Annotated in this window: 12 protein-coding genes and 1 other annotated feature (1 of these 13 running past the window's edge); of the genes, 11 read left to right on the plus strand and 1 reads right to left on the minus strand. The window is 34.4% G+C overall.

The features are described from left to right. The first annotated feature begins 6 nt into the window (after positions 1 to 6). From gatC to DWY01_RS07360, 8 genes are all read left to right on the plus strand, one after another. Positions 7 to 300 carry an Asp-tRNA(Asn)/Glu-tRNA(Gln) amidotransferase subunit GatC gene (gatC, locus tag DWY01_RS07325; protein ID WP_117995505.1) on the plus strand — a complete coding sequence of 98 codons (294 nt, stop codon included), beginning with the start codon at positions 7 to 9 and terminating at the stop codon, positions 298 to 300. A 1-nt stretch (position 301) separates the two neighbouring features. Next, entirely contained in the window at positions 302 to 1,675 is a 1,374-nt protein-coding gene (locus tag DWY01_RS07330) for an amidase family protein (protein WP_117995506.1), read from the plus strand. Between the two features lie 2 nt (positions 1,676 to 1,677). Further along, positions 1,678 to 3,099 carry an Asp-tRNA(Asn)/Glu-tRNA(Gln) amidotransferase subunit GatB gene (gene gatB, locus DWY01_RS07335; RefSeq protein WP_117995507.1) on the plus strand — a complete coding sequence of 474 codons (1,422 nt, stop codon included), beginning with the start codon at positions 1,678 to 1,680 and terminating at the stop codon, positions 3,097 to 3,099. 72 nt (positions 3,100 to 3,171) lie between these two features. Further along, the gene (locus DWY01_RS07340; protein ID WP_117995508.1) at positions 3,172 to 3,810 is read left to right on the plus strand and encodes a hypothetical protein; all 639 of its coding nucleotides are present in this window, start codon (positions 3,172 to 3,174) and stop codon (positions 3,808 to 3,810) included. Positions 3,811 to 3,839: 29 nt separating this feature from the next. Beyond that, the gene (locus DWY01_RS07345; protein ID WP_117995509.1) at positions 3,840 to 4,652 is read left to right on the plus strand and encodes a Type 1 glutamine amidotransferase-like domain-containing protein; all 813 of its coding nucleotides are present in this window, start codon (positions 3,840 to 3,842) and stop codon (positions 4,650 to 4,652) included. Between the two features lie 189 nt (positions 4,653 to 4,841). Further along, positions 4,842 to 5,360 carry a winged helix-turn-helix domain-containing protein gene (locus tag DWY01_RS07350; protein WP_117995510.1) on the plus strand — a complete coding sequence of 173 codons (519 nt, stop codon included), beginning with the start codon at positions 4,842 to 4,844 and terminating at the stop codon, positions 5,358 to 5,360. Positions 5,361 to 5,421: 61 nt separating this feature from the next. Next, positions 5,422 to 7,836: a glycogen/starch/alpha-glucan phosphorylase gene (locus tag DWY01_RS07355; protein ID WP_117995511.1), complete on the plus strand. Its 2,415-nt coding sequence runs from the start codon at positions 5,422 to 5,424 to the stop codon at positions 7,834 to 7,836. Positions 7,837 to 7,921: 85 nt separating this feature from the next. Beyond that, entirely contained in the window at positions 7,922 to 9,010 is a 1,089-nt protein-coding gene (locus DWY01_RS07360; protein ID WP_117995512.1) for a GGDEF domain-containing protein, read from the plus strand. 11 nt (positions 9,011 to 9,021) lie between these two features. Here DWY01_RS07360 and DWY01_RS11995 read toward each other — a convergent pair whose 3' ends face one another. Continuing rightward, positions 9,022 to 9,252, minus strand: a complete 231-nt coding sequence (locus tag DWY01_RS11995) for a hypothetical protein (RefSeq protein ID WP_371412822.1) — start codon at positions 9,250 to 9,252, stop codon at positions 9,022 to 9,024. A 476-nt stretch (positions 9,253 to 9,728) separates the two neighbouring features. Between DWY01_RS11995 and dxr the strand changes: the two genes are divergently transcribed. The 3 genes from dxr (at position 9,729) to DWY01_RS07380 (ending at position 13,984) form a co-directional block, all read left to right on the plus strand. After that, positions 9,729 to 10,865, plus strand: coding sequence for a 1-deoxy-D-xylulose-5-phosphate reductoisomerase (dxr, locus tag DWY01_RS07370; protein WP_117995513.1), 1,137 nt, complete (start codon positions 9,729 to 9,731; stop codon positions 10,863 to 10,865). Between the two features lie 51 nt (positions 10,866 to 10,916). Then, positions 10,917 to 12,413: a hypothetical protein gene (locus tag DWY01_RS07375; RefSeq protein WP_117995514.1), complete on the plus strand. Its 1,497-nt coding sequence runs from the start codon at positions 10,917 to 10,919 to the stop codon at positions 12,411 to 12,413. A gap of 65 nt (positions 12,414 to 12,478) precedes the next feature. Next, a complete protein-coding gene (locus tag DWY01_RS07380; protein ID WP_199519918.1) occupies positions 12,479 to 13,984 on the plus strand; it encodes a PHP domain-containing protein in 1,506 nt (501 codons plus the stop codon). A 40-nt stretch (positions 13,985 to 14,024) separates the two neighbouring features. Further along, positions 14,025 to 14,193, plus strand: a binding site (T-box leader); it runs 31 nt beyond the window's last position.

The raw sequence follows: 14,193 nt of genomic DNA on the forward strand, positions 1-14,193 counted from the left end.
AGACTTATGGAGAAGTTCAGTACAGAATATTTTCACAAATTGGCAAATGATTTGAAGTTTGACTTGAGTGATGAAGAAATCGAAGAATTAAAAAAGGATTTTGTTGCCGTTGAAGAACAAGTATCCCTTTTTGAAAAAGTGGACACAGATGGGGTAGAACCTATGGTTTATCCTTTTGAAGCACCTACAACATTCTTAAGAGAAGACGTTGTGAGTGATGTATTAAGTCAAGAAGATGCGTTAAAGAATGTGAAGGATGCACGTATGGGACATGTTCACGTTCCAAAGGTGGTGAAGTAAAATGGAAATTTCAAATTGTGTAAATAAACAAACAGCGATTGAAAAAATCAATGCTGCACAACCAAAATTAAATGCGGTTGTAACAATGATTGATGAAGAGGCCAACACAAATGCAGGTAAGCTTGCTGGTGTGCCTGTCGCATTAAAGGATAACATTTCAACTCGTGGTGTTAGAACAACAGCAAGTAGTCGTATTTTAGATAACTATGTGCCTGTATATGATGCTACGATTGTTGAAAAGCTAAGAGCTGCTGGAGCTGATTTTGTATGTAAGGCAAGTATGGATGAATTAGGTATGGGTGGTACAAATAAAAATGCTTATACAGGAGTGGTTCATAATCCTTATGATTTAGATCGTATTCCAGGAGGATCTAGCGGAGGGTGTGCAGCCCTTGTAGCTGATGGATGTGTACCTTTGGCAATAGGTACAGATACAGGGGATAGTGTACGTAAGCCAGCTGCTTATTGTGGTGTTGTAGGTGTTAAACCAACATATGGACGTATTTCTCGCTATGGCATCATTCCATATGCAAGTTCACTTGATCATGTTGGATATTTTACAACTAACGTTCAGGATGCTGCGTTAGCTTTAGAGGTTCTTGCTGGTCGTGATGATCATGATATGACTTCTAGTTATGAACCGGTTGGAGAATATGAAAAATTATTGAATAGTGATCTTACTAATAAAACAATTGGTGTATTTAAAACGGTAATGGATGAAGTTGAAAGCGAAGAATTAAAGGCTCAATTTAACGCTTTAGTTTCTAAATTAGAGGCAAAAGGAGCTAAAATCGTAGAGGTTGAAATGCCGAAAGAATACATGGAATTAATTGCGCCTGTATATAAAACAATTGCGAATGCCGAAGCAACCGCAAACCATTCAAATTTAGATGGTATTCGTTTTGGTATGCGCGAAGATGGTAGTGATTTAGAAGAGATCATGACAAATACACGTACAAAAGGATTCTCAAGCTATGTTCGTGCTCGTTTCGTGATTGGTTCTTATTCTTTATTCGAAGAAAACCAGGATCGTTTATTCAGAAAAGCCCAAAAGATTCGTCGCTTAATTGTTCAAGCTTACGCGAAGATGTTTGAGAAATGCGATGCCGTATTATGTGTTGCAGCACCTACGATTGCGCCATTGATCAATGAAAGTTCAAATGTTCGTTTTGGCGTATCTAGCTTTGCCGAAGAACACATGCAGTTACAAAATTTCTCAGGCTATCCAAGTATTACACTTCCATTAGGTAAAGTGGATTCTATGCCTGTGGCTGTGAATTTAACTTGTAAACCTTTTGAGGAACAAAAAATGTTTGATGTTTCAAGTGCAATTGAAGAATGCACAGGCTTAAAAGGTCAATGTTTGGAGGGATAAGAATGAATTATTTTGTAACAATTGGTATTGAAATCCATTGCGAATTAAAAACAAATACGAAAATGTTCTCAGGCGCTCCTGTACGCTTTGGAGAAACCGCAAATACATGTACAAGTGTTGTGGATCTTGGACATCCTGGATGCTTGCCTTGTGTCAATAAAGAGGCGGTTGCCTTAGCTATCAAGGCATGTACAGCTATGCATTGTGAGCTTGAGACATTGGTTCGTTTTGATCGTAAAAACTATTATTATTCAGATTTACCAAAAGGGTTCCAGATCACGCAGCAATTCCATCCAATTGGATCAAATGGATATGTGGAAATTGATGTAGATGGTGAAAAGAAAAAGATTCGTATTGAACGTATTCATATGGAAGAGGATACCGCAAAACAATTCCATAAAGAAACAGGTACATACATTGATTTTAACCGTGCTGGAACACCATTGATTGAAATTGTATCAAAGCCAGATATGCATAGTGCAAAAGAAGCAGCTGCATATGTAGAAACTCTTCGTAAAAATCTTTTATATCTAAATGTTAGTGATGTAAAGATGGAAGAAGGAAGTATGCGTTGCGATGTTAATATTTCTTTAAGTAAAGATAAAGATACTTTAGGAACAAAGACAGAGATCAAAAACTTGAACTCGATTGCGAATGTTCAAAAGGCAGTACAAGCAGAAATTGAACGTCAAAGTGCTTTACTAGATGCTGGTGAAAAAGTGGAACAGGCTACGCGTCGTTATGATGAGGCACAAAAGACAACGATTTTGATGCGTAAAAAAGAAGGAAATGTCGACTATAAGTATTTCCCAGAACCAAATATTTTCCCAATTCAATTGGATTTAGACTGGGTAAAATCAATTCAGGATAATTTGGAAGAACTTCCAGATGCTCGTTTAGATCGTTTTATGAAGGATTATGAATTGAGTGAGTACGATGCGAGTGTTTTAGTTTCGGACCGTGAAATGGCTGATTTCTTTGAGAAAGTATTAAAATCTACAAAGTTTGCGAAGAAAGCATGTAACTGGATCATTGGAGATGTGTCTGCTTATTTAAATAAAAATAATTTAAGCTTTGCGAAAATTCCTTGTACAAGTGAAAACCTTGCAAGCTTGATCAATGTGATTGAAGCTGGAGAAATCAGTGGTAAACAAGGTAAGGTTGTATTTGAAGAAGTGATGCAGGGAAAAGATCCTAAAAAAGTAATTGAAGAAAAGGGTATGAAGCAAGTTAGTGATGATGGTGCAATCTTAGCAATTGTACAAAGTGTATTGGATGCGAACCCTCAATCTATCGAAGATTTCAAAAATGGTAAGGATCGTGCTGTAGGATTCTTGGTAGGACAAGTCATGAAGGCAAGTCGTGGACAAGCAAATCCTAAGCGTACAAATGAACTAATTCAGGAAGAATTAAAGAAAAGATAAAAGTCTGATTCATTCAGACTTTTAATGTTTTCAAGTACTGTGATATAATAGTTACGTTATTAGGAGGTTTTTATGGCCAAGATGAAACGTAAAAGACTTGCATCCAATAAACCAACAGGACAAGGACACAAGCTTGTTTGGTTTACTGTTATTATAATTATGATTCCAGTTGTGATTGTAGGTTATGTATTGTTGACAAGTATGGGCGGACAAAATCGTCCAGTAGAAGGAAGTCGTTTTTCTAAAACAGATTTAGACCCTGCCATTACCGATAGTAGTATTTCTTCACTAGAAACTAGCTTAACTTCGATTGATAATGTGGAAAAGGCAAGTGTGGATCTATTGAGCGCTACACTTCGAGTGCATCTTGATCTTGTAGATAGTGCAACGGATGATGTGGCAAATCAAGCATTGGATTCAGCTTATAATATTGTGAATGATCAATTACCAATTGATACATATTTTACAAATAAAGATGGATCGAAAATGTATGATCTTGAAATAGATTCTTATAATTATTTGATTGATGACACGCATACTGCGGATGGATGGACATATTTAAAATTAACGAAAACAGGTGCAAGTAAAGAACCTGTTACAGATAATATGACTACCGCAAAGGATCCAGAGCTTGCGAGTCAATTAAAGGCAGCCAGTGATCAGATTCAACAGAATATTGAAAATGCGCAAAATGAAGAGGATGGGCAATAGTCCATCTTTTCTTTTTTGGGGAGGATAAAATGAAATTATATCTTGATGACAATAATACTTGTTACACAATGCACGAAGCAACAGGTGAAATGCGATGCTTTGAAGAATTTGAGAATAATGTAAAATGGGTGGACTGTAAACCGTATGTATATGGAGATATTAAATTCATAGATAATGACATTTGTCCGGTGCATGTTTTGTTGAATACAAGCATGATTGATGAAAAATGGATCTATATGAATTTGAAGCCTTATATGTCTAAAAATGATCGTGTTTGTATTTTACCCTTTAGCTTTTTTGATGATACAAAAAATGAGCAGGATTGGAACAAACAATATGGACCTGGAATGGGAATATGGTATCGAAGCAATCAAGATGTGTTCTATAGATATGGAATTTCGAGTAGTCATATAACATGGGTTAATTATTTTACGGATTCAATTGAAGAAATGAAAAATAAAATAATGAATAGTTCAGTTTTACTTTTGACAGGTGGGGCTCCGGATTTAATGATGAAACGTATCAAAGAAAAGAAGTTAAAGAAAGTAATAAAAAATTATAAGGGAGTGATGATTGGATATAGTGCAGGTGCTATGATTCAATTGGATGCATATCATATCAGTCCAGATGAAGATTATCCGAAATTTTCATATCAAATTGGTCTTGGATGTTTATCAGGTTTTGATGTAGAGGTTCATTTTAGAAAGAGTAAAGTGCAAATGGAGAGTATTGAAAAAGTAAAAAATGATAAAAAAATTCCTGTGTATGGAATCTATGAAAATGGTGGAATGATCCTCGAAAAAGAGGTGATTTGTTTCGGTCAAGTGGATTGTTATTTATGAAAAGTGAAAAAAGTATAAATTTATTTGCATAAATTAATCTATTTTTTGCACAAATTAACAAAAAGTTAGAATTTAATGTTATTTTCACATTATTGTGACAAACTATATATAGTGTGAACCGATACTACGGTTAGAAATAGGGAAAAGAAAATAACATGACAGAAAATAATATGATGAGGAAAGAATAAAATGAAGTTTAGTAAATTAATAACCGAAGTAGATTTCGAATTGCTAGAATGGCTATGGGAACATGGATATCCTATAGATCGCATTGAAGAGGATGGAGAGATTTACTATAAAACACCGGCTATGTTATGTCAGAATCTAAAAGTAAATGATGAGGTAAAAAATTACACAAATGGTTTAATTAGTATGGAAATTGATAATGGTCGTAGTAGAAAAGGCATGTATCGAACAGGAAACCTACTGATTGATATGGATTCTAAAACAATCTTTAAAGATGAATGTAAAATTATGGTTTCGCAGTCAAGCTTTGCGGTCATTTCTTCGTTAATTGAAGTACCGCATAGAACAGTAAGTAGAGAAACATTAATTTTCTATTTAGAACAAATCTATCATCACGAAATTCAAGACAATACTTTAACAGTGCATATAGCTGCGATTCGCCGGACACTCGGTAAAAAATGCATAGGAACCCATAAAACTGTGGGTTATTATTGGCGATATGATGTAATAAAAGTTGGATAAAGTTGAAAAATGGCTCAAAATAAAGGTATAATAACTTCATAGTGGAAGGAGATATTAGATTATGCCACAACTATTTGAGTCAAAAGATAGTTTTAAAGAAAGTTTTAAAAATGCTGTTTCTGATGCCTGTGGACGTGATTTTGAGGATACATATCCTGAAGAAAGATATATTGTTTTAGGTAACATGATTCGTGATTTTGCTGGTGAACATTGGAGAGAGACAAAAAATGCGATCAAAAAATCAGAAGCAAAACAACTTTATTATTTTTCAATGGAATTCTTGATGGGCCGCTTGATGACAAGCAACCTAATGAATTTAAACATTTATGACGTTGTTAAAGATGGTTTAAAAGATTTAGGTATGGATATCAATGACATGGAAAATATTGAAAGTGATGCTGGATTAGGAAATGGTGGTTTAGGAAGATTAGCCGCATGTTTCATGGATTCATTAGCATCTCTAGATTTACCAGGACATGGTAACTGTATTCGTTATCGTTATGGTCTATTTAAACAAAAAATTGAAAACAACCAACAGGTTGAATTACCAGATTGCTGGTTAAAAAATGGAAATGTTTGGGAAGTTTGGAAACCCCAACATGCCGTAAAAGTTGAATTTGGTGGATATGTAGATGGCTACATGGATGGATATGGAAAATTCCATGCTCAACATCATCCAGACTTTGTAGTTCGTGCTGTACCATATGATGAACCAATTGTTGGATATCACACAACAACAACAAATACCCTACGTTTATGGGATGCAGAAGTTGATGAAGATTCAGTTAACTCAGGTACATTAAATGAATATTTAAATAAAGTCACTGCAATTACAGCCAATGTATATCCTGATGATTCGACTATTGAAGGAAAACGTTTACGTTTAACACAAGAATATTTCTTTGTATGTGCAGGAATTGACCAAATCATCCGTTCACACTTACGCGTTTATCCTAGCTTGGATAATTTAGGAGACAAAGTTGCAATTCAATTAAATGATACGCACCCTGTATTAGTTATTCCTGAATTGATGCGTGTTTTATTAGATGACTATTTCTACGATTGGGATGATGCATGGAGCATCGTGACAAAGACTGTTGCATACACAAACCATACTGTTATGGCGGAAGCGTTGGAAAAATGGTCTCAAGACATGGTTCGTTCGTTATTGCCACGTCTATATATGATTATTGAGGAAATCAATCGTCGTTTCAAATATGACGTAGATCATAGAGGATTATGTGGAATTTTCAATAACGTTTCAATCCTTAAAGAAGGACAAGTACACATGGCAAACTTAGCTGTTGTGGGATCACACAGTGTAAATGGTGTTGCGAAACTTCACTCAGAAATTTTAGTGAATGATGTGTTCAAAGATTTTGTTACAATTTATCCAAATAAATTTAACAACAAGACAAATGGTATTACACACCGTAGATGGTTATTGTTCTCAAACCCTCAATTGACTGAATTGTTAGAAGAAACAATTGGTGATGAGTTCAAGACAAATCCAGAAAAATTAGAAGATTTAATGGCATATGTTGAAGATGAATCTTTACAAAATAAATTTATGAATGTGAAGTTAGAACGTAAAAAAATCTTGGCTGCTTATGTAAAAGAAACTCTTGGCATTGAAGTGGATGTAAATTCAATCTTTGATTGCCAGGCAAAACGTCTACATGCATATAAACGTCAATTGTTAAATATCTTCCATGTTATGTACCTATACTTAAGAATGAAACAGGATCCTTCATTTAGAATTTATCCTCGTACATTCTTCTATTCTGCAAAAGCAGCAGCTAGCTACGATTTAGCTAAGGAAATCATTAAGTTGATCAACATGGTTGCGAATGTTGTAAACAACAATCCTGAAATTTCTAAATACATGAAGGTTGTTTTCATTCCTAACTATTCAGTATCTATCGCAGAAATCTTATTGAATGCAGCTGATGTTTCTGAACAAATTTCGACAGCTGGTAAAGAAGCAAGTGGTACAGGTAACATGAAGTATATGATGAATGGTGCTATTACACTTGGTACATTAGATGGAGCCAACGTTGAAATCGTTGAACGTGTTGGATATGAAAATGCGGAAATCTTTGGTTTACGTGTAGAAGACATTAATGAACTTCGTCATGAAAACTCATATAACGCATGGAATCTATACAATTCAAGTTACAACATCCGTATGGTAGTTGATTCACTTAAAAATTGTGTTTGGTCAAATGATCCAAATGAATTTAAATTAATCAATAACGATTTAATGATGCGTAATGATGAATTCTTTGTATTAGCGGATTTCGATGCATATTGTTATGCACAAGAAAAAGTACAGGCACGTTACATGGATAAGAATCGTTGGGCTAAGACAATGTTGATCAATATTGCGAAGTCTGGATATTTCTCAAGTGACCGTACAATTAGCGAGTACGCAAAAGAAATTTGGGATTTAAAACCATTGTCATTTGAAGACTAAAAGAATTAAAAACGGATCATAATCACTTTGAAAGGTGAATGATCCTTTTTTTTGGTATTATAATATTAATTGAGGGTTATGTGAAATGAACGAAGTGTTATTTGCGGAAATATATTATATATGCGTAGCCATTATGTTGATTCTAGGTTTTAAAACCTATCGTTCTATGATGAAAAACGCTCAAAAAGTTAGCTTTTTAGCCGTTGTTTTTTTGCATATATTATATTTTCAAACCGACTTAGTACGAATGACGACAAATAGTCAGGATTTGTTTCTAAATGAAATGTGCTTCCTGTTCTTTTCGCTATGCACACTTTCCTGGTTTAACTACATTCAGACAATGCTCGGTATTCATTATGTAAAGAAATCACAAACATTTTTTTCGATGCTTCCACTGATTATAAGTGTTGTATTATTGTTGGTTAATACCTTGAATGGATGTTTGTTTTATATTGATCAAAGTAGAGAGTTTCAAAATGGATTACTCTATGTTTCATATGTTCTAATAAATGATATCTATTACATTATAGGAGCTTATCAAGCTTATATTTATAGTCATGGAGCGAAGAATTATCAACAAAAGAAATCCAATCGGATATTGGGAATTTATATGATATCTCTATTATTGATTGGTACGATTCAAGATTTTTTCCGGGACATTCCTATTTTTTGTGTTGGTACCAGTCTTAGCATTTTAATCGTATATATCAGTTTAGAAGAACAAATGATTTCCATTGATCCATTAACACAATTAAACAACCGTAATCGTATGGAGCAGTATTTGTTTGAATGTGTAAGAAGTCAAGATTTAAATATGTATTTGTTGGTACTGGATGTGAATCGATTCAAAAAAATCAACGATGAACATGGACATGCCCAAGGTGACTTGGCATTAAAGGCTATTGCGAATTGTTTAAAGGAATCCTGCATTGAAAAGAGTGATTTTATTGCACGTTATGGCGGAGATGAATTTGTGATTGTTTATAAAGGGAATGATGTAGAGGATTTATGCCAAAGAATTCATGATTCTATTCAAAAACTACCTTTTCCTTTTGATCTGGATGTGAGTATTGGATGCGCACTATATCATAAAGATATACATAAATGGAGTGATTGGTTTATTGAAGCAGATAAACGACTATATAATGAAAAGAGGAACTTAAAAGGCCAGTGATTTACTGGCCTTCATTTGTACCAAGCGATAGCTCGAATAGGAGTACCATCACTGTTTTTGATTTTAAGTGGAAAGCAGCTAAACCAAAATAAGTCATTGTCACATAGATGTAAGTTCTTTAGATTCTCGATATTTAAAATATCATAATTTTTAAATAAAGCCTTATGCCTTGTTAAATTTGCATCTGAGATAGGATCTAAACCAATCACATCAAATCCGATGCCTTTAAACTTTTGATTCAAAATGAAATCTAATACCTCCTCATCCATACAAGGGTATGCATTAAAGTAGGAAGCTTGATTCCCGCGCCTAGATTAAAAAGAAGAAAATCTGCTTGTTTTGCCTTGTAAGAATCAATTAAATCCATTGTGATTGATTGTCCCTCTTTTAATGTTTTACAATCAATGACCAGAGCTTTACCTATGAATTGTTCTGGTGGAAATTGATCCAATGTTATGCGATTTTAAAAAAAATAAGCTGGTGGATCCACATGTGTTTCTGTATGTGAATACATATGCAACAAAGTTTCTTTAAAACCATCCCTCATATAGTATTCCTCGTTGTTAATTTAGGTTTTTCTGTACCTGGATAAACAAGCATATCCTCTGAAATTGTATGTGTTAAATCGATGACTTTCATTTTAACCTCTTTTACATACTATTTAAACACTACATTTAATCTGTATTGTGTTAGAATTATAAGTACAGGTGATTAAGTTATGAAAAGAATATTATTATTAGGAGCTACAGGCTCTATTGGTTTACAAACTGTGGATGTGATTGAACAACATCCAGATCAATTTTGTCTAGTTGGAATTGCAGCTGGACATCAAGTAAATGTGATGCAAAAAATCATTGATAAGCATCCTACAATCAAAGTGGCAGGCATTTCAGATGTTTCCAAGGCAAAGGATTTAAGTGGTGTAACTGTTTATAGTGGGGATAATGCGATGGTGGATTGTATTGAAAACTGTGAGTATGATTTACTAGTGAATGCTGTTGTAGGTTTTAGAGGCTTAAAGCCCACATTAACATCCTTAAAGAAGGGAATTGATGTTGCACTAGCCAATAAAGAAAGTTTAGTCGCAGGTGGCGTTCTAGTTCGTCAAGCATTACATGAAACAAATACGAAACTATATCCAATCGATTCTGAGCATTCTGCCATCTTCCAATCCTTACAAGGAAATCGCAGTGCAGATGTAAAACGCTTGATTATTACGGCAAGTGGTGGAAGCTTTAGAGATAGAACCAGAGATGAATTGGGGAATGTTACAGTAGAAGAAACGTTAAAACATCCAAACTGGAATATGGGAAAACGAATTACAGTGGATAGTGCAACGATGGTAAATAAGGGATTTGAAGTCATTGAAGCCCATTATCTATTTGATTTGTCCTACGACAAAATCGATACGGTATTACATCGTCAAAGTATTGTACACTCAATGGTTGAATACAACGATAATGCGATTATAGCGCAATTAGGCTCTGCAGATATGCGATTACCAATTCAATATGCTTTGTGTTATCCAGATCGTCCTGTGTTAAAAGAGGATCATCCTTTGGATATGACAAAGACAATGGATTTGAATTTTAAAGAAATGGATTATGCCCGTTATCCAATGTTGAAGTTAGCTTATTCTATTGGTAGAAAAGAAGGGAATTTGGGAGCTGTTTTTAATGGAGCCGATGAACAGGCAGTACAATTATTCTTAGAAAAGAAGATTTCTTTCTTGCAGATTGAAGAAAGTATTGAGCAGGCTTGTAAGCAGGCTAAATATATTGAAAATCCAACAATCGAGCAATTAGAAGCGACGGACGCATGGGCTCGAAAGTTTGTCGTAGAATATTGGGACTAGACCAATTGAAATTTTCGGAGTAAAATAGTGGAATGAAATGGAGGGTTTGTCGTGAATAAAGCAAAGGTTTATTGTGTAGCAAGTGCTGTTGCGGTTTGTGTGGCTTCGAATCCTAGCGTTGATGTACTTGCCAAGCATGTACAGCCAGTAAAATTAGAAGAAAAAGCCCAACAAGCAATTTCAGCTGAAGAATTTATTAAGAATTATTTAAGTACAAAAGAAAATGATACATATAAATTGATTACTAAAGTAGATGAAGCAAATTATTTGTCTGTCTTAACAGGAAATAAATTGTTTATGGATCTAACTTCAGAAAATCAAGATCAGATTAAAGCAGCTTATGAAACTGCCTATACCGATGCAGGTATGAAAAAAGAAGATGGATGTACTTTAAGTGCTTATGAAATTGTAGTCGATGAAGCAAATAAATTAGTCGCAAATGCGAAGAATGCATTGGAATTATCTTTAAAGGATGCGAAAAGCTTAGATGCAAAAAACTTTACATCGGATAGCTATGCAGTTTTAAAGGCATGTATAGATGAAGCGGATGCGTTAGTTGTTTTACCAGAAGTAACGATTGAACAGCTTTCGAATGAACAAGTTAATTTAGAAAATGCCAAAAAAGCTTTGGTCAATATTTCAGGCTTAAATGCATTGACAGATCAATCAAGTACATACAATAAGGATGATTATACAAAAGAAAGCTATAATGTGTATGAAAAGACATTGGAACATGCTTTAACAGTATTGAAGAATGCTGCTAGTACGTATGATGAAGTAAATAAGGCACAGGATGCATTAAATCAAGCTGTGGCCAAATTAACGAAAAAGGCGGATTTTTCGGCTTTAAAAGATAAAGTAGCTGAGGGCTATGACTTTTTAAAGACAGATAAAGATATGCTTACAGAAGCATCTTACAATAACTTTAAAAAGGAATTAGAGGCATGTGATGTGGTTCTTCAAAATGATGCTTCAACACAGGATGAAGTAGATAAAATGTTAGATGAGTTAAATGCTTATTTTGACAACAATGATAACTTTGAATATACAACTGTTACATTGGATGTAAAAGATGAATCAAAGAATGTTCAACAAAATGTAACTGTTGATGTACCTGTCAAACAACAGGTTACTCAAGAACAGCCAAAAGTTGTACCAACACCTCAAACTAAAAGTGTTCCAACTACTTCTAAACAGGCAACGACAGTGGCTGCAGAAAACTTTATTAAGACGTATTTAACAAGCTCAAGTGGAAATGTATTTGCGATGGCAAATAGCTATAATTATCAAAAAATTCTATCTGGTATGCCAAGCTGGATGCAATTATCGGCTGCAGATCGTAGTGCTGTGAACGCTGAATTGGTAAGCAAGGGCGGTAAAAACTATCGTGAACTTGTAAAAGAAGCTCAGACTTATAGTATGAATACAAGAAAAAGTGGATTAATCAATACAGCTACAAATACAAATGTAACGCTTTACGCATGGTTATGTGCAATGTCATTAGGTATGTTAACATTTGTGTTAAAACGTCTAAGAAAACAAGATTAAGGGCTATGGCCCTTTTTTTCATGCTTAAAAATTGTTATAATAGTGCGAGAAAGGCTTATGATTTTATGAAAAAACAGAAATACAATGTTAAAGATTTAACTCTAGCATATTTCCAGAAAAAATCGAAATTGTATCGTGCAGGTGGATACAAATATGCCACTCCATTAAAGCGAAGTGTAGCGGATTATCAAAATCATTTCTTTGCATTCTTAATGGATATCAATATTTGTTTGTTGCCTGTTTATATATGGGTTATTGAATTTTTATTAATTATGTGTGGATTGATTCCACCACATTTCTTTGATTTATTATTCTATTTGATGTTCGCATTACTTTTTGTCTCAAGTGTACTATTGTTGGCATTTTTTACGGCACGAACAAATGGACAGTCATTTGGATATGCTATGATGGATCTAAAATTGGTAAATAGAAGTAAGAAGGAGGCTATGCCTTTACAGCTAATTTTAAGACAAGCTCTAGGTTTTGGACTTCCACTTATGATTTTAGGATTTTTCTTTCAGGTGCCAGGTGTCATCGCATGGTGGGTTTTAAATGGAATTGTTGTGTTGATTACACCAAATCAACAAACGTTATTTGATTTGATTTTTGGCTTGGTTACTGTAAATGAACCGGATCAGGATATTCGTTTTGAAGTTAAACAAGAACCTGAAAAAGAAGAGCTAACAATTACTCCAATTGATTTACATATCCGCTCAAATTATAGTGATGATGGATATTATGATGTAGAAGAGTTGTTTAAGCAGGCAAAGGAAAATAAATTGGAAGTCATTTCCATCACAGACCATAACTGTGCAAGAGCCAATGCGGCTGCAATGCGTTTTTCAAGTCTTTATAACATCCAATACATTCCTGGTGTTGAAATTGATGCCCAATATAAAAGAATGCGTGTACGTATTTTAGGATATTATATTGATTGGACAAACGAAGTGTTTGAGGTGTTAGAACAAAACTCATTAAAGCGAGAAAAAGAGCTTTCGATGGAACGTGTTCAAAAATTTGAAAATTATTCTGGTATTCGAATTGATGTAAATTCTTTGATTTCAAATTCGCGCTTCCAGACAATTACGCCGAATGAAATCACAAAAATGGTATTCCATAACGAAAGAACGCGTTTATTACCATTTGTAAAGAAATATATTGATGGCTGCGAAAGTGAAAGTGTGGCAATGGCGCGCTTTGAATCGGATGTGTTTGGTAAGAACGGCCCTTGTTATGTCAAGGCAAGCTATCCAAGTGCGCAAGCTGTTATTAATGCGATTCATAATGCGGGTGGAATAGCTGTTTTATCAAGCTGGCATTTAGATTATATTTCAGATGAAGTATTAGAAGAAATCGTTGATTTAGGTATGGATGGAGTGGAATGCTTCTCAAATGATATTCATGAACAAACGGTTGCGGCAGCATTAAAGATAGTTTCGCAACGTAAATTATTTGTTTCTTGTGGTAGTGACTATCATGGTCCTACAAAGCCTAAATATCATATGGGTGTTTCAAATTGTCCACAAAAGGCTTTGCCGCTTGTACGAATTTTGACAAAAGCGGCGAAATAAATTTGCTCAATATGCACTTTATAGCGTATAATAGAGCAGTCAATAAGCTAAGAAAAGAAGAGTATTTATATAGAGTTCTGTAGAGAGCAGATAATTTTGGTGAAAATCTGTGTGCAATATATAGAGAATATGGTCTTGGAGCTTCTTTATCGATAGGTAGGTAAAGACGTATGCTGGCGTTAACAGCTTGAGGTGTGAAAACACAAACT

The organism is Eubacterium sp. AF22-8LB (assembly GCF_003458715.1).
Taxonomy (GTDB): domain Bacteria; phylum Bacillota_I; class Bacilli_A; order Erysipelotrichales; family Erysipelotrichaceae; genus Holdemanella.

Excerpts from the sequence above, each read along its gene's own strand:
- DWY01_RS07360 (WP_117995512.1), top strand. The coding sequence starts at position 7,922 with ATGAACGAAGTGTTATTTGCGGAAATATATTATATATGCGTAGCCATT.
- DWY01_RS07380 (WP_199519918.1), top strand. The coding sequence starts at position 12,479 with ATGAAAAAACAGAAATACAATGTTAAAGATTTAACTCTAGCATATTTC.
- DWY01_RS07330 (WP_117995506.1), top strand. The coding sequence starts at position 302 with ATGGAAATTTCAAATTGTGTAAATAAACAAACAGCGATTGAAAAAATC.
- DWY01_RS07345 (WP_117995509.1), top strand. The coding sequence starts at position 3,840 with ATGAAATTATATCTTGATGACAATAATACTTGTTACACAATGCACGAA.
- DWY01_RS07350 (WP_117995510.1), top strand. The coding sequence starts at position 4,842 with ATGAAGTTTAGTAAATTAATAACCGAAGTAGATTTCGAATTGCTAGAA.
- DWY01_RS07355 (WP_117995511.1), top strand. The coding sequence starts at position 5,422 with ATGCCACAACTATTTGAGTCAAAAGATAGTTTTAAAGAAAGTTTTAAA.
- DWY01_RS07340 (WP_117995508.1), top strand. The coding sequence starts at position 3,172 with ATGGCCAAGATGAAACGTAAAAGACTTGCATCCAATAAACCAACAGGA.
- dxr (WP_117995513.1), top strand. The coding sequence starts at position 9,729 with ATGAAAAGAATATTATTATTAGGAGCTACAGGCTCTATTGGTTTACAA.
- gatB (WP_117995507.1), top strand. The coding sequence starts at position 1,678 with ATGAATTATTTTGTAACAATTGGTATTGAAATCCATTGCGAATTAAAA.
- gatC (WP_117995505.1), top strand. The coding sequence starts at position 7 with ATGGAGAAGTTCAGTACAGAATATTTTCACAAATTGGCAAATGATTTG.